The organism is Campylobacter showae (assembly GCF_900699785.1).
GTDB classification, from domain to species: Bacteria; Campylobacterota; Campylobacteria; order Campylobacterales; family Campylobacteraceae; genus Campylobacter_A; species Campylobacter_A showae_D.
The window spans coordinates 76,117-94,080 of record NZ_LR535679.1; the positions used below are offsets into that span (position 1 = coordinate 76,117).

Annotated in this window: 17 protein-coding genes; 10 read left to right on the top strand and 7 right to left on the bottom strand. The window is 46.8% G+C overall.

What is annotated here, in order from left to right; all coding sequences use genetic code 11:
• Positions 1-95: 95 nt before the first annotated feature.
• Complete coding sequence (locus tag E4V70_RS00355; protein ID WP_122862934.1) at positions 96-536, bottom strand: hypothetical protein; 441 nt, start codon at positions 534-536, stop codon at positions 96-98.
• 391 nt (positions 537-927) lie between these two features.
• Positions 928-1,908: a transposase gene (locus E4V70_RS00360; RefSeq protein WP_122862936.1), complete on the bottom strand. Its 981-nt coding sequence runs from the start codon at positions 1,906-1,908 to the stop codon at positions 928-930.
• A gap of 350 nt (positions 1,909-2,258) precedes the next feature.
• On the opposite strand from E4V70_RS00360, the gene E4V70_RS10850 reads away from it, so the two are divergent.
• On the top strand, positions 2,259-2,444 hold the full coding sequence (locus E4V70_RS10850) for a hypothetical protein (protein ID WP_232037789.1): 186 nt from the start codon (positions 2,259-2,261) through the stop codon (positions 2,442-2,444).
• A gap of 601 nt (positions 2,445-3,045) precedes the next feature.
• Here the strand turns inward: E4V70_RS10850 and E4V70_RS00370 are convergent.
• Positions 3,046-5,595, bottom strand: coding sequence for a YhdP family protein (locus tag E4V70_RS00370; RefSeq protein ID WP_122862938.1), 2,550 nt, complete (start codon positions 5,593-5,595; stop codon positions 3,046-3,048).
• On the opposite strand from E4V70_RS00370, the gene mltG reads away from it, so the two are divergent.
• From mltG to E4V70_RS00415, 9 genes are all read left to right on the top strand, one after another.
• A complete protein-coding gene (gene mltG / locus E4V70_RS00375; protein ID WP_277418879.1) occupies positions 5,525-6,487 on the top strand; it encodes an endolytic transglycosylase MltG in 963 nt (320 codons plus the stop codon). The genes E4V70_RS00370 and mltG overlap by 71 nt on opposite strands.
• A 64-nt stretch (positions 6,488-6,551) precedes the next feature.
• Complete coding sequence (locus E4V70_RS00380) at positions 6,552-8,768, top strand: NADP-dependent isocitrate dehydrogenase (protein WP_122862940.1); 2,217 nt, start codon at positions 6,552-6,554, stop codon at positions 8,766-8,768.
• Between the two features lie 12 nt (positions 8,769-8,780).
• Positions 8,781-9,668 (top strand): lactate/malate family dehydrogenase, encoded by an 888-nt coding sequence (locus E4V70_RS00385; protein WP_122862941.1) that lies wholly within the window; start codon positions 8,781-8,783, stop codon positions 9,666-9,668.
• 3 nt (positions 9,669-9,671) lie between these two features.
• Entirely contained in the window at positions 9,672-10,445 is a 774-nt protein-coding gene (locus E4V70_RS00390; protein WP_122862942.1) for an NlpC/P60 family protein, read from the top strand.
• Between the two features lie 309 nt (positions 10,446-10,754).
• Positions 10,755-11,066 (top strand): 4Fe-4S dicluster domain-containing protein, encoded by a 312-nt coding sequence (locus E4V70_RS00395; RefSeq protein WP_122862943.1) that lies wholly within the window; start codon positions 10,755-10,757, stop codon positions 11,064-11,066.
• Entirely contained in the window at positions 11,063-12,223 is a 1,161-nt protein-coding gene (locus E4V70_RS00400) for a 2-oxoglutarate synthase subunit alpha (protein ID WP_122862944.1), read from the top strand. The genes E4V70_RS00395 and E4V70_RS00400 overlap by 4 nt, the downstream gene beginning before the upstream one ends.
• Positions 12,213-13,058: a 2-oxoglutarate ferredoxin oxidoreductase subunit beta gene (locus E4V70_RS00405; RefSeq protein ID WP_122862945.1), complete on the top strand. Its 846-nt coding sequence runs from the start codon at positions 12,213-12,215 to the stop codon at positions 13,056-13,058. Before E4V70_RS00400 ends, E4V70_RS00405 begins: the two co-directional genes overlap by 11 nt.
• Complete coding sequence (locus E4V70_RS00410; RefSeq protein ID WP_122862946.1) at positions 13,055-13,615, top strand: 2-oxoacid:acceptor oxidoreductase family protein; 561 nt, start codon at positions 13,055-13,057, stop codon at positions 13,613-13,615. The genes E4V70_RS00405 and E4V70_RS00410 overlap by 4 nt, the downstream gene beginning before the upstream one ends.
• Positions 13,616-13,697: 82 nt before the next feature.
• The gene (locus E4V70_RS00415; protein ID WP_122862947.1) at positions 13,698-14,177 is read left to right on the top strand and encodes an NADPH-dependent FMN reductase family protein; all 480 of its coding nucleotides are present in this window, start codon (positions 13,698-13,700) and stop codon (positions 14,175-14,177) included.
• Positions 14,178-14,361: 184 nt separating this feature from the next.
• Here the strand turns inward: E4V70_RS00415 and E4V70_RS00420 are convergent, their stop codons facing one another.
• The 4 genes from E4V70_RS00420 to E4V70_RS00435 are packed head-to-tail and all read right to left on the bottom strand — an operon-like array spanning position 14,362 to position 17,952.
• A complete protein-coding gene (locus E4V70_RS00420; RefSeq protein ID WP_122862948.1) occupies positions 14,362-15,135 on the bottom strand; it encodes a hypothetical protein in 774 nt (257 codons plus the stop codon).
• Positions 15,136-15,187: 52 nt separating this feature from the next.
• Complete coding sequence (locus tag E4V70_RS00425; RefSeq protein WP_122862949.1) at positions 15,188-15,823, bottom strand: YggS family pyridoxal phosphate-dependent enzyme; 636 nt, start codon at positions 15,821-15,823, stop codon at positions 15,188-15,190.
• Positions 15,820-16,932, bottom strand: a complete 1,113-nt coding sequence (rseP, locus tag E4V70_RS00430; RefSeq protein ID WP_122862950.1) for an RIP metalloprotease RseP — start codon at positions 16,930-16,932, stop codon at positions 15,820-15,822. Before rseP ends, E4V70_RS00425 begins: the two co-directional genes overlap by 4 nt.
• A gap of 21 nt (positions 16,933-16,953) precedes the next feature.
• The gene (locus E4V70_RS00435; RefSeq protein ID WP_414973865.1) at positions 16,954-17,952 is read right to left on the bottom strand and encodes an AI-2E family transporter; all 999 of its coding nucleotides are present in this window, start codon (positions 17,950-17,952) and stop codon (positions 16,954-16,956) included.
• Positions 17,953-17,964: the final 12 nt, after the last annotated feature.

The following is a 17,964-nucleotide window of genomic DNA, read 5'->3' on the forward strand; positions in this document are numbered from 1 at the left end:
CTTTGTAGATTTTTAGATTTTTTTAGGTAAGGGCACTTTGTCCCGACCTTACCACCTGATAGACGGGGCGCAGGCTAAGCCAAACGCCCTAAAATTCAAGCTTTCGCGCCCTCTAGTTTTAGCATTGCCGTGACAAAGAGATCAACGGCAGGGGTAAATTTATCAAATACGATAACAGGTGTAGTGTTATACGCGTCAGCATATAACCTGAACTCGATCTTACCGTTAGCGATATAGACCTCGTCTTCCTCTAGATCGTGAAACTGTGATTGAGTTATGCGCGTTGTATGCTCGCCGCCGCTATTCATAGCAACATAAGTAAGCATATAAGTATCGTCCCATCGCTCGGGCTCGCCGAATTTGTCAAGGACGTCATTGCCGTCTTTATCTTTTTTAACCTTGCCCTCGATTTGCTTAAGTTTTTTGACCCTTATCTTCTGCTCAAAGATATCCTTTGATTGATTGAGCGCGCGGTAAATTTCTTTAGCGTGTTGCTCTTGCTCGGGTGTGTATAGTGGTGCTGTAATCTTTGCCATTGTGTTTAATTCCTTTCAATTAGTGATTTAGTTTCGTGTAGTCTGAATTCAGTATCGTTAAAACTTTGCTGAATATAAAGAATAGGGGTATTTTTATTATACCCGCAAACAAAGGTTAATTCGCGTTTGTCGTAGTCGATTGACATTACTTCCGCGAACTTATCGCCGTGAAACGGTTTAGAGTGCGGCGACCTTACTTCAAGCCGTAACATTTTAATTTGATCCTTTCTGTGAAATTTGATTTACTTCATTTATTTGATTTTCCAATAAATAGCGGTCTTGTATTATCCTAGAAACCCTGCTTTCATCTATGCCGCTATCTTTTATAATATCCTTACGGGATATTTTTTTATACTTGCTAGCTAGCAAGTTATAAGCACTTAATAAAAATTTAGCTTGTGTGAGCGTTATATAAATTTTCATTTAGGTAACTCTCGTTTAAAGGGAATAAAGATTTTAAATACCGCACGATAGCGCACATTACGGCAACAATAGCAACTTTTTTCTTTTTGCCTTTACTTATTAAGTTTTCGTAACGCTCCTTAAATTTAGCGTTAAAACGCGAACTTACGAGCGCGCTAAGGTAAAGGACGCGTCTTATCGCAGAACTACCGCGCTTATTTATTCTCTTTGTTTTATGAACGCTTGACCCGCTCTCGTATATACGAGGCGATAGCCCTAAAAATGAAATAAATTGTTTTTCGGATTTAGCCCTATTAAAATGTAATTGAGGGAATAAATTTAAGGCTAGATCAATACCGAAGCCTTTATTATTTCTTATGATTTCCTCGCAATTTGGAACAAAACTTTTTAAAATTTCAAATGCGATAAGTTTCAATTTTTCTTGCGTCTTTTTGACTTGAAGCGTCAAAGCTTTGATTATTTCCGATAATTCCGTATCGGTTACGAAGTCTTGAGATTTTTTAAAATTCTTTAATTGAGTTTGGATTTTGGACAGAAGCAATATCGTAGAATTATAGCTTTTGATTAAACTATATTCACGGTTATAAACGCTAGGGTTTAAATCGGATTTGAATATACGACAATATAGAGCCAAGCCGTAAGCGTCTGTTATATCGCTTTTTTGTAGCGTTAGATGTTTTAAAAAATATGAAGTTTTAGAAGGGCTTAAAGCCGAATACCTTACCGCTAAACCGCTTAAAGCAGATTGTAGCGGCAAGTGATAGTTATTCGTGTGCTCAAAAACGACGTATATATCATCTTTGACAAATGATTGAAAATAGGCCTTGATTGTGTTTATTTCGTTAGGTAAAGATACAAATTTAGGCTTTGTATCCTCGTTTGAAGTTAAAAAACAAAAATCTATCTTTTCCTTGCTTACGTCAGCACCGACAAAATAACCTTTTTTCATCTGATACCCCTTAAGATTTAAAATGTTTTTTTGGCTTTTAATTCTCTCTTGTATTCAGTGAACGCATAAGCGCCAACTAAGATTTTTAATCGAATTTTATTAAGCCCGTGAAGCCCTTAAATCTTGCTCTCGGGGATTAAACCCGTATTTTACTTACAAGGAACTTCACGGAAACATTTTAACGAAACCTAAGAAATAATGACTTATGCTCGAGAAGTCGGCTCGAAAAAAATATTTCAGGTTTCTAAAGTGGTATCATACAAATTTTACTTAGCGAGCAGGCTACGGCGTGCTTTATGTTTTCGGACGATTCGCGGTTTTTAGCGTTTGCCAAGTAGTCTGCCGATAAAATGCAGCTTGTAAAGGCGCTGCGGCTAGCGGACATGAGACTAAAAACCGCTGACGGACTCCAAAGAGTCGCGGAGTTTTTGTCTTTTAGGGACGGTTTGCTGGAGATTTTGGACTCGCCGATTTTTATGCCCGAAAGCTTTTGTGTCGACGTTTGCGAGCTTTTTGACGATGAGATCAAAAGCTAAATTGACGCTACAAAACGCCCGAGCCGCTAGCGATAAAATTTAAAACGCAAGCAAATTTAATAAAAATCATAGTCCCAGCAAGACGGCGCCAAACGCCAAAACCCGCCGTGAATTTATAGGAAATAGACAAAAGTCTACGGCCGCCGCGCTAATTTTATGAGGTCGTTTTTTGCCCTGAGTGCGTTTGGCGCATCTGCGTACTGTATCTGTCTCTGGTTATCTTGCTAGCTTTGGCGCCGTTTTTATCAAATTTGGCGCGGACGCGATTTTGACTTTACGGCGAGAAGTATCGCAGCGACGTTTGGCGTTTTGCTCGCGGTTTTCACGGCCTATAAAGATTACAAATTTATGAAAATCCGCGGCGACTCTAGTCTATTTTAAGGGCGAAATTTTTGCTACGCGGACATTGACGCTGCGATTTTGGATTTTGTTTTCGACTCGGTTTTTAAGTATGGCGCTCATGCTTGCCGTTTAAAAATAGCAAAGACCGCAAATTTGATTAAATTTGCGAGCGCCTTGCGCAACCAAGCGGCACAGAGTATCAAATTTGGCTTAAATTTAACCCGCAAACTAGCGGCGCAGACGCTTGCACTCGTCAAATTTACTCAAATATCAAAAACGGCGCTTCAAGTACGTTTCTGATTATCTTAAACGGCGAGAGAAGCGCATCTTGCAGGATTTGCGTCGAGTACTGCGGCTTTTGCAACGTTCCGCGCACCTTGATGACGGTCGAGAGAGTGCGGTCTTTACCCAGCACGATCTGATTTATGAGCGGGATTTTGTCGATGATGGAGCTGGCGTCCTTTAGCAGCTTTAGCTCCAGATCCACGTCGATCTCTTTGGTTGCGAGATTTATCGTGCCGTGACCGCCGATATCCGCGCTCGAGCTCTCTAACTCGATGGCTAGAAACTTTAGCACGTCTGCCTTTTTCTCAAATAAAATTTTGCCGAATTTTACCGGATAGCCGTCGGCGCCGAAGTCCGGCGTCTTAAACACGAGCAAGGACGGCACGGAGTTTAAAAACGTGAGAAGCTGATTGTAAAACGTGTAGTCTTTTAGCGTGGCGCCGATTAGCCTTACTTCACCCTTAAAATCATCTGTGCTAGCACCCAAAACGCGCATTTTAAAGCTGCCGCCCTCAAAGCTCTTAATGTTAAAGATCGAGTTGATAAACTCGCCTCTGATGTCGTTTGCCGACATTTCAAATTTTTTGTCCGATTTTATAAGCGAAAAGTTGCCGCGAGCGGGCTTAGCGTCAAATCTCACCGTCCCACCCGCACTTTGACCGCTATATGCTATCAGATCTAGAGTCGCGTTAAAATCATTTAAAACAAGCTTCGAGCCCTTGGCTTCAAACTCGATGTCGCCTTCCTTATCGGTCAAATTTTCATCGCCGCTAAGCACAAGATCGAGCTCCTTTATAAAAAGCTCCGTCTTGCTGCCAGCGATTTTGAAATTTAGCCCGCCGCTTTTGCTCTTGCCCGTTGCGCCCTTGGCGTTTACGTCGATCGCAAAGCTATCGGCGTCGTAGGGCGAGCCGTCTTTTTTAAACAGCGGTGTTTCAAATTTAACGCCGTTAGCCTCTATGCTAAGATTTTCAAAATCTTTGGTTTTTATATTTACGCCGCCTTCTGAGATTTTCAGGCTTTTTAGCAGCGGCGAGTAGGGCAGTAGGCTCTTTGCATCGGGTAAATTTATCTCATTTTGCGCGCCGAATCTTAAACCTACGGCGGCCGGAGACGCGATATCTAGCTTTGTATCCTTGCCGCTAAAATCAAGCCTGGCCGCAAACGGCACCGCGCCTAGTTTTAAAATTTCGCTCTTGCCGAAGGCTAAATTTAGCCCCTTTAGCGTGCCGTTTATGTCGCCTGCGAGCTTGCCTAGATCAAGGTTTACCGCCGCGTCCGCGCTAAAAAAGTCCATCCCCGTATTTTTCGCGTTTACCTTTAGCTTGTCGTTTAAAAGCTCGACGTCTGCGGTATCTACGTTAAATTTAGCTCCCGCGATCAGGGTCTGTCCGCCCGCGACCTTAAATTTACCCTTAGGCGTCACCTCTAGCGGGTCAAATTTGATATCAAGCGCGAGTTTGCCGTCAGTTTTGCCGCTTAGCTGTTCAACGGGAACCTCGATGTCGTAGGCTTTTAGTATGGAGTTTACGCTTTTGTCGTAGAGGGCCGAGGTTTGCAAATTTAGCGTGAGTCCCGCGCCTTTTTCCTCGAAAATTTTATAGATTTCAAGAGTGCTTCCGTTTAGATTTTTGCCTTGCCATTTCGGGTTTTTTAGCGTGAAAAATAGCGAGCCTTTTTTTAGCTCGACGTCGACTCCTTCGGCTGTGGCGGCGGGTAGTTTTTCGTGAAATTTAACCTTTACGTTTTTTGAAAAACCCTGCGCGCTAAGCTCGTTTAGATAGGGCTCTTGGCTGTTTAGGTCAAATCTACCCCGAAGCGATTTTACGAAGTAGTTATCCGCCGTGATATAGCCGTAGATCCAGTTTTTTATCTCTTTATCTAGTCCTGTTTTTGCGCCCAGCTCGTCCATAAAGCCCCTTAGGCTAGTCGCGTTTATGTCGCTTAGCTCGTATTTTAGCTCGGCTTTTTTGAGTTTTATAGCGGCGTTTCCGTTTAGCTCGTGGCTAGAAAACGTGCCGTTAAAATCGTAAATTTGGCGCCTCAAATCGGCATTGCTAATGCCGCTTAAGGTGATGTTAAAATCCTTAAACTCGAGTAGATAGATGTTTGCGGTTATGCCGTCCTCGGTATCTTTAAAATTTGAACTAACCGCCAAAAACGGGCTATCTAGATAAAAAACGTCGTCTCTATAAAATAGCGTGGACTCGCTGTTTAAAAACTTAACGCGCTCGAGTAAGATTTCCTCAAACAGCCTGTCGATCCAGACGATGTTTTTGGATAGATCTAGCAGCGCGTCCTCGGAGCTATCCTTGGCGCTTTGTTTAGGTATTTCTATATTTTGCGCGCGTAAAATTATTTTTTTATCGAGTTTTATATATAATTGCTCTATTTTAAAGTCGCCCGCGTCGATATTTTCTATCTCGACGCCGTGTTTTAGGACGGCTATAAAAATGACGAATATCAAAACCGCAGGGATCAAAATGCGCCAAATTTTCTTCATTATCAGCGAGATGATTTTCATATTTTTTCTGAGCTTTCTTGTTTATCTTAGCCGCCCGGTGAGCGTGAGTGAGGTCATTTTCGTGCCTCAGGGCAGTACGCTTGGGATTATATCATATCTAAGCGAAAAAAATATGGACGCAAATAAAATAGACGCCGTGATCTTGCGCGCTATGGGGCATGTGCAAGCAGGCTGGATAGACCTGGGCGCGGCAAAGCTTAGCAAGCTTGATTTTTTATATAAACTCACGACCGCAAAGGCGGCCCTAACGCAAATAACGCTGATTCCCGGCGAAACGACGGCCGTATTTTTGCAAGAGGTTGCAAAAAAGCTAAATTTAAGCGAGGCCAAGCTAAATGAATTTTACTTTAAATTTGCTCCGCTAGAGGACGGCTTTTTGGTACCCGAAACCTACAAAGTACCGCTTGGCGTAAACGAAGAACAGCTAGCGGCGCATCTAGTAAATTTATCTAAAAAATCCCACGAAAAAACGGCGACCGAACTGCTCGGTAACTACGACGAAAAGCGCTGGAGCGAGTATCTCGTGACGGCCTCGGTCGTGCAAAAAGAGGCTGCAAACGAGGATGAGATGCCTCTTGTGGCCTCCGTCATCCAAAACCGCCTAAAAAAGGGCATGAAGCTACAGATGGACGGCACGCTAAACTACGGACTCTACTCGCACGAGACGGTCACGGCCGAGCGCATACGAAGCGATAAGAGCAAATTTAACACCTATCTAAACGAAGGTCTACCGCCAAGCCCCGTTTGCACCGTGGGTCTAGCGGCGATAAGGGCGGCGATAAGGCCCGCACAGAGCGAGTTTTTGTACTTCGTTCGCGATAAAAAGACGGGCAAGCATAAATTTAGCGCGACGTACGAGGAGCACGTAGGCGCGATAAATTCCCAAAAATAGCCCGCCAAAAGGCGTTTTAATATAAATTTGGATAAGATTTTGCGAAATTTAACTAGGAGGAAAGATGAGCGACATCGTCTATACTAGAACCGACGAATCCCCGCTGTTTGCTAGCTACTCGTTGTTTCCGATCCTGCAGGCGTTTTTGCGCGCAGGCGGTATAGAGATAGCCCAGGCCGACATAGGGCTAGCCGCGCGGATCATCGCCGCTTTTAACGACAAGCTACCGCCCGATCTGCGAGTGAGCGACGACCTTGAAATGCTGCGAAATTTGACGCAAGAAAAGCGCGCGAATATAATCAAACTACCAAATATCTCTGCAAGCTTGCCTCAGCTAAACGCCTCTATCACCGAGCTTCGCGCTAAGGGCTACGATCTACCGCCGTACCCCTCAAATCCAAAAACGCCGGAGGAAAAAGACGCTGCCGCTAGGTACGCCAAAGTGCTAGGAAGCGCGGTAAATCCGGTGCTGCGAGAAGGCAACTCAGACCGCAGATGTGTCGGTGCGGTAAAACGCTACGCCCGCGAAAATCCATATAAAATCACCCCTTTTGAAAAAGATAGCAAAACCGAAGTCGCCTATATGAAGGGCGGCGATTTTTACTCCTCCGAGCGCTCGATCAGCTTTGAAGCAGATGAAAATTTACGCGTCGAGTTTATCTCAAAAAGCGGTGAAAAACGCGTGCTAAAAGAAAATTTAGCGGTAGAAAAAGGCGACGTAATCGACGCTAGCTTTATGAGCGCGCGGGAGCTGGACGTCTTTATAAAGGAGCAAATCGCGGACGCGAAAGCAAAAAATTTGCTCTTTAGCGTGCATCTAAAAGCCTCGATGATGAAGGTGAGCGATCCCGTGATTTTCGGGCATTTCGTAAAGATTTTTTTCGCGGAGGTTTTTGATGAGTTCGCAGGCGAGCTAAAAAGCGTAAACGTCAGCGAAAACAACGGACTAAAAGACCTTTTTGCGCGGATTTTAAATTTACCGCAAGCAACGCAGGAAAAAATAAAAGCCAAATTTGATGAAATTTACGCCGCAAGGCCAAATTTAGCGATGGTAAATTCGGCTACAGGCGTTACAAATTTACACGTACCTAGCGACGTTATCATCGACGCTTCGATGCCTGCTATGATAAAAAACGGCGGCAAAATGTGGGACAAAGAGGGAATTGCCAGGCAAACCAAAGCCGTGATACCCGATAAAACCTATGCCGTGGTTTATGAAGCAGCGATCGCGGATATCAAGGCAAACGGCGCGCTAGATCCCGCTAAAATCGGCAGCGTCTCAAACGTCGGACTGATGGCTAAAAAGGCCGAGGAGTACGGCAGCCACGATAAGACCTTTGTGATAAGCGAAGCGGGCGAGGCGCGCGTACTAAATGAAAAAGGCGAAATTTTATTTAAATTTGAGCTAGAAAAAGGCGATATATTTAGGATGACGCAGGCTAAAGACGTCGCCGTGCGAAACTGGGTCGAGCTGGCGCTAAAACGTGCAAAAATAACCGGACAAAAGGCGATATTTTGGCTGGACGAAAACAGAGCTCACGACCGAGAAATCCTAAAAAAAGTAAGAGCGCAGCTAGCAAGCGCCGATACTAGCGGGCTTGATATAGAGATCATGTCTCCCGCGGCCGCTTGCAAAAAGTCGCTTGAGATCATGAGGCGCGGCGAGGACTGTATCAGTGTCACGGGCAACGTCCTGCGCGACTATCTGACCGATCTTTTTCCGATCTTGGAGCTTGAAACCAGCGCTAAGATGCTCTCTGTCGTGCCGCTACTGGAGGGCGGAAGTATCTTTGAGACGGGAGCGGGAGGTAGCGCACCCAGGCTCGCCGAACAGCTGCTGGAGCAAAATCACCTAAGCTGGGATAGCCTGGGAGAATTTTTGGCTCTGGGCGCTAGTCTCGAGCAGTTAGCGGGATTTAAGCAAAGTCCCGAGGCGCAAATTTTAGCCGATACGCTAAATACGGCCGTAGAGCGCTATCTAAAAGAAAACAAGGTCCCGCGCTTTGAAGTGGGGCAGCTAGATACGCGCGCGAGCCATTTTTATATCGCGCTTTACTGGGCGAGCGAGCTTGCCGCTAGCGGCACGCAGCTGGGCGATAAATTTAAACTCATCGCTCAAAATTTCGCGAAAAACGAGAGCGTAATCGCGGATGAAATAAACGCGGCGCAAGGACGAAAGATCGATGTTGGCGGATACTATAAGCCTGACGATAAAAAGGCGAGCGCGGCGATGAGGCCGAGCGCTACGTTTAATCAAATTTTACAAAATCAAATTTTATAAAAAAGGAAAAAAATGAAAATTTCAGTTATCGGAGCCGGAAACGTAGGCGCAAGCGCGGCTAGCGCTATTTTGCTAAGAGGCATCGCAGACGAGATCGCGCTAGTTGATATATTCGGCGACGTGGCACGCGCAAAGGCGATCGATCTATCTCAGAGCGCGGCGGTTTTCGGTCTGGATGTTAGCGTTGCCGGCGGGGATGATTTTGAGCTAGTTAAAGATAGCGACATCGTGGTCGTAACGGCTGGAAGCCCTAGAAAAGAGGGGCAAACCAGAGAGGATTTGCTACTAAAAAACGCCGGTATCGTAAAAGGCACGGTGGAAAAAATCGCCAAATTTGCCCCAAACTGCGTCATCATAAACGTAACCAACCCGCTTGACGCGCTAACGTATCTAGTCTATAAAACTAGCGGTTTTGATAAAAGCAGGGTGCTAGGCATGGCTGGCGAACTAGACTCTGCGCGCCTAAAATACGAGATCTCTCAAAAAACAGGGCTAAAAAACAGCGCATTTAGCGCGCACATCATAGGCTCTCACAACGACGATATGGTGGCGCTGCAAAGCAACGTGAGCGTGGATCTGGGCGGCGAATTTGACGCGGTAGCGCAGGAGGCTAAAACGGGCGGCGCAAAGATCGTTAAGCTGCTCGGCACGTCGGCGTATTACGCTCCGGGCGCGGCTGCGGCCAAGATGTGCGAGGCGATAAAAACCGGTAGCGATCAGTGGCTAAGCTGCTGCGTGATAGATGGCGAGCGCGCGGGCGGTAGGCTCGTGAAGCTAGGCAAGGGCGGAGTACGCGAGATCAAGCAACCAAGCGCGGATGAAAAAGCGGCGCTTGAAAAAGGCGAATCTCAAACGGCCGTAAATATCAAATTTTTAAAAGAAAGCGGGGTAATCGCGTAGCTGATGTTTATAAAATCTAAGATCAAAACAAAACAAATCCATGCGCTATTTTTAGCGGCTTTTATTTCGGGCTGCGCTAACGTTTCTCCGAGCGCTCCGAAAAATGAAGCCTCGGTCGCGACGCAGACAAGACAAGGCCAAACTCAGGCTGCGATGGCGGCGGAGAAAAGTCAAATTCAAGTTGCGCCTTCGCTAGAAAAGAGCAAAACCCAAAACTTGTCAAGTGACACGACGCAAAGCAAAGTCGGCGACCGATTTAACGTGAAAGAAAAAGCCCTGCTTGACCTTATGCAAAAATATGTGGGCAAAAGAGACGGCGGCGACTGCTCAGGCTTTGTGACGCTTATAAATAAAAAATTTAATCGAGACTTTTTCGACGAAAAGGAACTCGATAAATTTTACACCAAGCGCGGCCTAAAAAGCGAAGCGATGTTTAAGCTCTACGAGAGTAAAAATCTGATTGCATTTGACGATCCGCAGGTCGGGGATTTGATATTTTTCAACAACACGACTAGAAGCACGAAAAATAACAAAAAGGCTAAAATCGTCACTCACGTAGGCATCGTAAGTAGCGTCGAAAAAGACGGTACCGTAGCCTTTACGCATCATACCAAGGGTAAAAATATGGTGGATTTTATGAATTTAAACGATAAAAATACCCGCAAAAAAGGCAAAAAAGAGCTAAATTCCTACGTCGTATCATGCAAAAACAAAAGCACGTCGTGCCTCGCGTCAAATAGATTTTCGGGATTTGGCAAAGTGGGCGTGAGGGACTAAAATAGCAATAAATTCGGCTGTTTTGAGTCTTAAAATTTACCGCCGTATCCGTTAAATCATCTTTAAATTTACGGATCGGCGGCGGTAAATTTAACTTCTAAATTTACTCTACGCCAAATTGCGTAATAGCCGTTAAATTTGAACCAAAAATCCTAAATATCAAGAACGGCATATTCGCTAGGGCGTTTCAAATTTGCTCGTTTTCATACAAAAAATCTCCAAATTTTATTTTACTATCCGATTTAAATACCAAATTTAACTTAAATGCTATAAAATTATCGTTACGAGTTAAATTTGATAAGGAAAAATATGCTGATAAAAACTGACGCCCCCGTCTGGGTCGATATCTCGCGCTGTAAGGCATGCGATATCTGCGTGAGCTGCTGTCCTGCGGGCGTGTTGGCGATGGCCGTAGAGCCGCGCGCCGTGCTAGGTAAAACGATCGAAGTCGTGCATCCGGAGTCCTGTATCGGGTGCAGAGAGTGCGAGCTACACTGCCCCGATTTTGCGATTTACGTAGCGGAAAAGGGATTTAAATTCGCCAAACTAACCGCCGAAAGTAAAGAGCGCGCGACCGCCGTAAAAGAGAATAAATTTGAAAAATTAGAGGCGGAGATATGAGCGAATTTTTAAATAATAACGGCGGCAAAAGAGAGGTCATCGCTAGCGGCAACGAGCTGGTCGCGCTTGCGGCGGTTGAGTGCGGGTGTAACTTTTTCGGCGGTTATCCGATCACGCCAAGCAGCGAGATCGCGCACGAACTAAGCGTACTGCTGCCAAAGCACGGCGGCAAATTTATCCAGATGGAGGACGAGATCGCGGGCATCTCGGTGGCGCTTGGAGCCTCGATGAGCGGGGCAAAGGCGATGACTGCAAGCTCGGGTCCCGGTATCTCGCTAAAGGCCGAGCAGATCGGGCTTGGCTTTATCGCGGAGGTGCCGCTAGTGATCGTAAACGTCATGCGCGGCGGCCCTAGCACGGGGCTGCCTACTCGCGTGGCGCAGGGCGATTTACTGCAGGCGAAAAACCCGACTCACGGCGACGTAAACAGCATCGTTATCGCGCCTTCAAGCCTAGAGGAGTGCTATACGCAGACCGTTCGCGCGTTTAATCTCGCCGAGAGATTCATGACGCCCGTGTTTTTGCTACTAGACGAAACGATCGGGCATATGCACGCAAAGGCCGTGCTGCCGCAGATTAGCGAGCTAGAGATCTACTTGCGTAAGCAGTTTAGCGGCGATCCCGCGGACTACCGCCCGTACAGGGCCGCGGCGGACGAGCCTGCCGTGCTAAATAAATTTTTCGGCGGTTACCGCTATCACGTCACTGGCCTGCATCACGGCGAGACGGGCTTTCCGACCGAGGACGGCGCGGTCGTGGACTACAACATTAAGCGCCTTTTTAACAAAATAAACGCGCACGCGCACGAGTTTGAGCTTTGCGAGGAGTTTATGCTAGATGACGCGGAGATTTGCATTATCGCGTTTGGCTCCGTGGCTCGCGCGGCAAAGGAGGCGGTGCTAAATTTACGCGAAAAAGGCGTGAAAGTAGGACTTTTTAAGCCTATCACGCTCTTTCCGACGCCAAGCGAAAAACTACGCGAAATCTCGGCTAAATTTAGCAAAATTTTGATCTGCGAGTTAAATTTGGGCCAGTATACGGGCGAGATAATCAAAGCCACGCTAAGAGAGGACTTTAAGACGCTGCTAAAAGCCAACGGCCGCCCGATCAGCCCGCAAGAAATCGCGCAAAAAATAGGAGAATTTGATGGCATTTAACTACGACGACTACCTACGCACGGACAAAACGCCGACTCTGTGGTGCTGGGGATGCGGCGACGGCGTGATATTAAAGGCGCTAATCCGCGCAATACATAAGCTAGGCTGGGATATGAACGACGTGTGCGTGGTCTCAGGCATCGGCTGTTCCGGGCGCTTTAGCTCCTATATCAACTGCAACACCGTCCACACGACGCACGGTCGCGCGATAGCCTATGCTACGGGTATTAAGCTAGCAAACCCCGATAAACACGTCATCGTAGTAACCGGCGACGGCGACGGGCTAGCCATAGGTGGCAATCACACGATCCACGGATGCCGCAGAAATATAAATTTAAAGCACGTTTTGATAAATAATTTCATCTACGGGCTAACGAACTCCCAAACAAGCCCGACCACGCCGACCGGGTTTTGGACGGTGACGGCGCAGTATGGTAACGTAGATCCAAATTTTGACGCGTGCAAACTCGCAACCGCCGCAGGAGCGACATTTGTAGCGCGTAGCAGCGTGATAGAGCCTGCAAAACTGGAAAAGATATTTGCCGAGGGCTTCGAGCACGACGGATACAGCTTTTTTGACGTATTTTCAAACTGCCACATAAATCTGGGCCGCAAAAACAAAATGGGGCAGGCCACGCAGATGCTGGAGTGGATAGACGGTCGCACGGTAAGTAAGGCTAAATTTGACGCGATGAGTGAGGATGAGCGAGACGGTAAATTTCCGCTAGGAGTGCTGCATAAAGACGAGTCGCGCATGGAGTACACCAAGGCCTACGACATGGTGATAAAAGCCGCTAGAGACGGCGAGAAAATCGACTTTGGAGCGCTAAAATGAAAAGGCAGTTAAGATTCGTTGGAGTGGGCGGCCAGGGCGTGATATTAGCGGGCGAAATTTTAGCCGCGGCCAAGATCGAGGAGGGCGGATACGGCGTCAAGGCCTCGACCTACACCTCGCAGGTACGCGGAGGACCGACGAAGGTCGATATCATTTTGAGCGAGCGCGAGATATTTTACCCGTACGCAAACGAGGGCGAGATCGAGTTTATGCTCGCTACCGCGCAGGTTAGCTTCGAGCAGTTTAAAGAGGGCGTAAAAGAGGGCGGCATCATCGTTGTGGAGCCAAATTTAGTACGCGCTAGCGACGAGGATAAAAAACGGTGGAAAATCTACGAAATACCGATCATCTCCATCGCTAAAGACGAAGTGGGCAACGTCATAACCCAAAGCGTCGTAGCGCTCGCAGTCGCCGTGCAGATGAGCTGCTGCCTGGGTGCCGAGCTAGTTAAACGCGTAATGCTCTCAAAAGTGCCTAAAAAAGTCTACGCCGAGAACGAAAAAGCCTACGAGCTGGGGCTTAAATACGCCGAAATTTGCATAAAAAACGGCAAATAAAAGCGTGATTTGAAATAAGATAAATTAAGTATCATTTCGTTATAATTCAGGTATTAATTTATTTGATTTTAAGGAGAACGAAATGAGCGTTGGTATTTTTTACACGACGACAAAGGGGCACACAAAGAGCGCGTGCGAGTATCTAGCCGGCAAAATAGGAGCTCAGCTAATAGACGTAAAGGGCGCTGGGGCAGAGGATTTTGCTAAATTTGACGTTATCATCGCAGCGGCGCCTAGCTACGGCGACGGCGAGTTGCAGTCTGATTGGGCGGAGAAGCTGCCGCTTTTAAAAGCCGGCAGTAAAGGCAAAAAAGCCGCCATCGTAGCCATCGGCAATCAAGCTAACCACCCGCAAACGCTTTTTAGCGGCGCGGTGGATTTTCTGCCGTATCTAAAAGATGCGCAAATTTTCGGCGCTAGCGACGTGGACGGATATAAATTTAACCACTCCGCGTTTTTAGTAAACGGCAAATTTATCGGTCTCGCGCTTGACGTTAAGGGCGATGAAAACTACGCAAAACGCATCGACAAATGGGTCGAAGAAAATAAGTCTAATTTTTAATTTTCTACTTTCCGCCGCTTCGCTGGTTAAATTTGCGGAGCGGTTTTTTGGTTGTTAAATTAACAAGTTTGCGTCAAATTTAGATAGCCATTTTTTAAGTAAAACTTACTTACGATATCTCTAAATTTAAAAACTCAGAAAATCAGAATTTTTGTCCAAATTTCTGAGCTTAAAATACAAAATTTTATTTCCCGAAAAGTTTCTTTATAGCGCCGAAAAAGCCGCCTGAGCCTTCGTTTTTATCGCTTTCGTTTTTCTTTTTATCCAGCTTCATCGCTTCGCTTAGCTGCTGCGCCGCCGTATCGGCGTAGATAAACGCGCCTTCTGGATCGCAGTTAAAAAGGTTTGAGTAGCACTCGGAGCTGTTTAGATCAAGCGGGTTTGGCACGATGACGTCGGTAGCCTCAAGCAGTCCGTAGCCGCCCTCAACGCCAAATTTAACCGCGCTCAAAAATGCAGGCAGATTTTGCGCGTAAAAATTATCCGTTTTTTGCTTGATATCGCCGCCTGTGTTGTAGTCCTGCCAAAATTTAGCCAAATTTGCCGCGCTTATAAATGCGCCCGATGAGTAGTTTCCGTCAAATTCGCCGGTAAATTTAGCTTTTATTTCAGGCGGTATAACGTCGCTTATGTCGCTTAGATACCGCTTAAATTCGCCGTGTTCGTCCGCCAAAAAGCTAAACGCCGTGCCGCGCGTGTAGAAGTATTTTCTAAAAAATCCCTGCACGGCGGCGAGTATGTAGCCATGACCCGTCGAAAAGCTCTCGTCATCTTTGTTTTCAAGCGCGATTTTAAGAGTATCGATGTATTTTTGCGCGTAAAAATCCTCCATGCCGTACTCTTTTGCAAGCCTTTGCGCGACCGACCAGTCGCCCTCTCGCGCGCTTTTTAACGCGTCAAAATACCACTGCTTGATCTCGTTTTCGTTGATCGGATGATAACTCACGTCGTAGCCCATTTTGGCTCCTTTTTAGGTAGATTTTTCTAAATTTATACTGATCGCGACTGATCTACGCGTATAAAATCGATCCCAAACGAATCATATTTGAGCCGCATTTTATCGCTAGTTCAAAGTCGCCGCTCATACCCATCGAGCAAATCTCTGCGCCGCGAGGTTGCAGATTTTCGTAAATTTTACGCGTAGTCTCAAAGCTTTTTTGTACGACCCTTTCGTCATCTACGTGCGCACCGATACTCATCACGCCGATGGGTTTTAGAAATTTGCACTCCTGCGCGATTTGTAAAAACGCATCCTGCGCGGCTTCTGGCAAGATGCCTTGTTTCGTGTCTTCGCGCGCGGAGTTTATTTGCAGCAGGCAAGGCAGCTCGCAATCAAGCCTCTTATCCACCGCAAGCGCGGCCTCTACGCTCTCGCAGCTTTGCCAAAGAGCGGGTTTGAGCGCTAGTAGGTGGTTGATTTTGTTGCTTTGAAGTCGCCCGATAAAGTGCCACTCGATCGGCAAATTTGATAAAATTTCGCTCTTATTTTTGAGCTCTTGCACGCGGTTTTCGCCAAAGCTTGTTTGTCCTTGCCTAAAAAGCTCCAAAACCTCTTTGGTTGTTACGTTTTTACTCACGGCGATTAGCTTCACGGCCTCGCCCGTGCGCGCGTTTTCGATGCGTTCTAAAATTTGCGCTAGTTTCATTGTCCCGCTCCGCTTAGGCGCATCACGTCGTTAAAGGTCGCAAACGCCATCAGGCAGAGCAAAAACGCCCAGCCGCAGTAGGTGAGGCCGATATAGACTTTTTCGTTCATCTCGCGGCGGAAAATGAGCTCGTAAAGGTTGAAAAATATATGTCCTCCGTCAAGCGCCGGGATAGGCAGCAGGTTTAGCACGCCTAAATTTACGGAGATGAGCGCGGCAATGATGAGTAGGGTCGAGACGCCGATGCCTGCGGCCTTTGAGGTGATGTCGGTGATCTGGATGATGCCGCCCATCTCTTTTAGCGGCACGACGCCCGCGATGAGCTTTTCAAGCCCCGTAAATATGAGCTTTGAGGCGTTTACGGTCTCAACGAGCGCAAATTTGAGTGAGCTAAAGCCTGTATTTCGTATCGTGACTGCCTCGCCTGAAGGCGAAATGCCGATGAGCGGTTTTTCTATCTTTTCGCCAAATATCGTTACGCTCTGCCCGATTTTAGGCGTCAAATTTATCGTTTTTATTTCGCCCGCGCGCTCGAGCATGATTGCAGTGGAGGTTAAATTTACGTTTTTGCTTATCTCGTCCCATTCGCTGATTTTGATGCCGTTTATGTTTAAAATTTTATCGCCTTTTTGCAGTCCGGCGCTTGCCGCGGCGGAGTTTTCCAGCACTTTGCCCACGGTCGGAGCAAGCCTTTCTACGCCGATATGTCCAAGCGCGATAAATATAAAAAACGCCAAAGCGAAGTTAAAAAACGGCCCGGCAAAAAGGATGAAAATGCGTCCAAGAGGGCTGAGTCTCGTGTAGCTGTCGGCATCCTCGTTTTTTAGCCCAGGCTTGGCGTCCTCTTGCCCTTTTAGGCTCACGTAGCCGCCAAGCGGTATCGCGCCGATGGCGTACTCGGTGGCGCCGATGGTTTTTGAGTAGATGCTTTGCCCAAAGCCCACGCTAAATTTTAGAACGCCTACTTTTAGCGCGCGAGCGGCGAGAAAGTGGCCAAGCTCGTGGAAAAATATGAGAAAGCTAATCACCAAAACCGTGATCAAAAAGTGCCAAGAGTACGCATAAATGCCGACGGCTAGCATCGCCGCTACAAAGATAATGCTTTTCAAAATTTACCTTTAAATTTGATTTTACCGCTCGAGTTTATCGCTGAGCAAAACGGCGATAAATTTCGTGCTCGGGTTTGCGTCAAGCGCGATCTTTAGGCTCATGGTAAGCGGTACGGCTAAAAACATACCGCCGATGCCGAACAAAAATCCCCAAAAAAGTAGGCTCAAAAGCACCACAAGCGTGCTGATACCAAGGCCTTTGCCTAGAAATTTAGGCTCGATAAAGTTGCCGATAATGATATTTATGGCTAAATATAGAGCCGCAGTCCAAGCGCAAGAGGCTGCGTCGTTTAGCAAAAGCGCCACCAAAAGCGCCGGGACGGCCGCGATAATAGAGCCGATCGTCGGGATAAAATTTAGCACGAAAGCTAAAATCCCCCAAAGCGGCGCGTAAGGCACGCCGATGAAATTTAACCCGATAAATATAAAAACGCCCGTCGCAAACGATGCTGCGGACTTGATCGCGAGATAGCGCTTGAGATTTGATATAAACGTATCTACGATCTGGTTCGTTTGCGGATTTTTACTCGCAAAATACTCGACTTTTTGAGAAAATACCTGCACCTCAAAAAGCATAAAAGTAACGAGCAAAAACACAAAAAAGCTCTTTGAAACGAGCTCGGTGCCGCTCCTTAAAAATCCGCCTAGCACGGCAAAAATTTTATTTATATCAAAGTCTGCGGGCGCGGCGACGCTCTCGGGATCGATTAGACCGCGGCTCGCTAACATCTGGTGGTAATGATCGGCGAGGGCTTTAAATTTACTTTGAAGCTCGGGCATGTAGCTAACTAGCCCGTTTATCGTCTTTATCACGGTGTTTGCGATAAATCCCAGCGACAAAAACACGACCGCCGTAACGAGCGCAAAGGCTAAAACGCGCGGAAATTTGAGCTTTTCGAGCGCATTTATCGCAGGCGTCGCCACGATAGCGATAAAAACCGCCATCAAAAACGGTAGCACGACGACGCTAGCGGCCTTTAGTCCCGCCGCAACTACGACGAAGCTAGCTAGATAGATTATAGCGTTTCCGGT

Bases quoted from the DNA above. Each gene is read 5' to 3' on its own strand.
- E4V70_RS00385 (WP_122862941.1), top strand. From the start codon at position 8,781: ATGAAAATTTCAGTTATCGGAGCCGGAAACGTAGGCGCAAGCGCGGCT.
- E4V70_RS00390 (WP_122862942.1), top strand. From the start codon at position 9,672: ATGTTTATAAAATCTAAGATCAAAACAAAACAAATCCATGCGCTATTT.
- E4V70_RS00380 (WP_122862940.1), top strand. From the start codon at position 6,552: ATGAGCGACATCGTCTATACTAGAACCGACGAATCCCCGCTGTTTGCT.
- E4V70_RS00420 (WP_122862948.1), bottom strand. From the start codon at position 15,135: ATGGGCTACGACGTGAGTTATCATCCGATCAACGAAAACGAGATCAAG.
- E4V70_RS00355 (WP_122862934.1), bottom strand. From the start codon at position 536: ATGGCAAAGATTACAGCACCACTATACACACCCGAGCAAGAGCAACAC.
- E4V70_RS10850 (WP_232037789.1), top strand. From the start codon at position 2,259: ATGCAGCTTGTAAAGGCGCTGCGGCTAGCGGACATGAGACTAAAAACC.
- E4V70_RS00415 (WP_122862947.1), top strand. From the start codon at position 13,698: ATGAGCGTTGGTATTTTTTACACGACGACAAAGGGGCACACAAAGAGC.
- E4V70_RS00360 (WP_122862936.1), bottom strand. From the start codon at position 1,908: ATGAAAAAAGGTTATTTTGTCGGTGCTGACGTAAGCAAGGAAAAGATA.
- E4V70_RS00405 (WP_122862945.1), top strand. From the start codon at position 12,213: ATGGCATTTAACTACGACGACTACCTACGCACGGACAAAACGCCGACT.
- E4V70_RS00400 (WP_122862944.1), top strand. From the start codon at position 11,063: ATGAGCGAATTTTTAAATAATAACGGCGGCAAAAGAGAGGTCATCGCT.
- E4V70_RS00410 (WP_122862946.1), top strand. From the start codon at position 13,055: ATGAAAAGGCAGTTAAGATTCGTTGGAGTGGGCGGCCAGGGCGTGATA.
- mltG (WP_277418879.1), top strand. From the start codon at position 5,525: ATGACGAATATCAAAACCGCAGGGATCAAAATGCGCCAAATTTTCTTC.
- E4V70_RS00370 (WP_122862938.1), bottom strand. From the start codon at position 5,595: ATGAAAATCATCTCGCTGATAATGAAGAAAATTTGGCGCATTTTGATC.
- E4V70_RS00425 (WP_122862949.1), bottom strand. From the start codon at position 15,823: ATGAAACTAGCGCAAATTTTAGAACGCATCGAAAACGCGCGCACGGGC.
- E4V70_RS00395 (WP_122862943.1), top strand. From the start codon at position 10,755: ATGCTGATAAAAACTGACGCCCCCGTCTGGGTCGATATCTCGCGCTGT.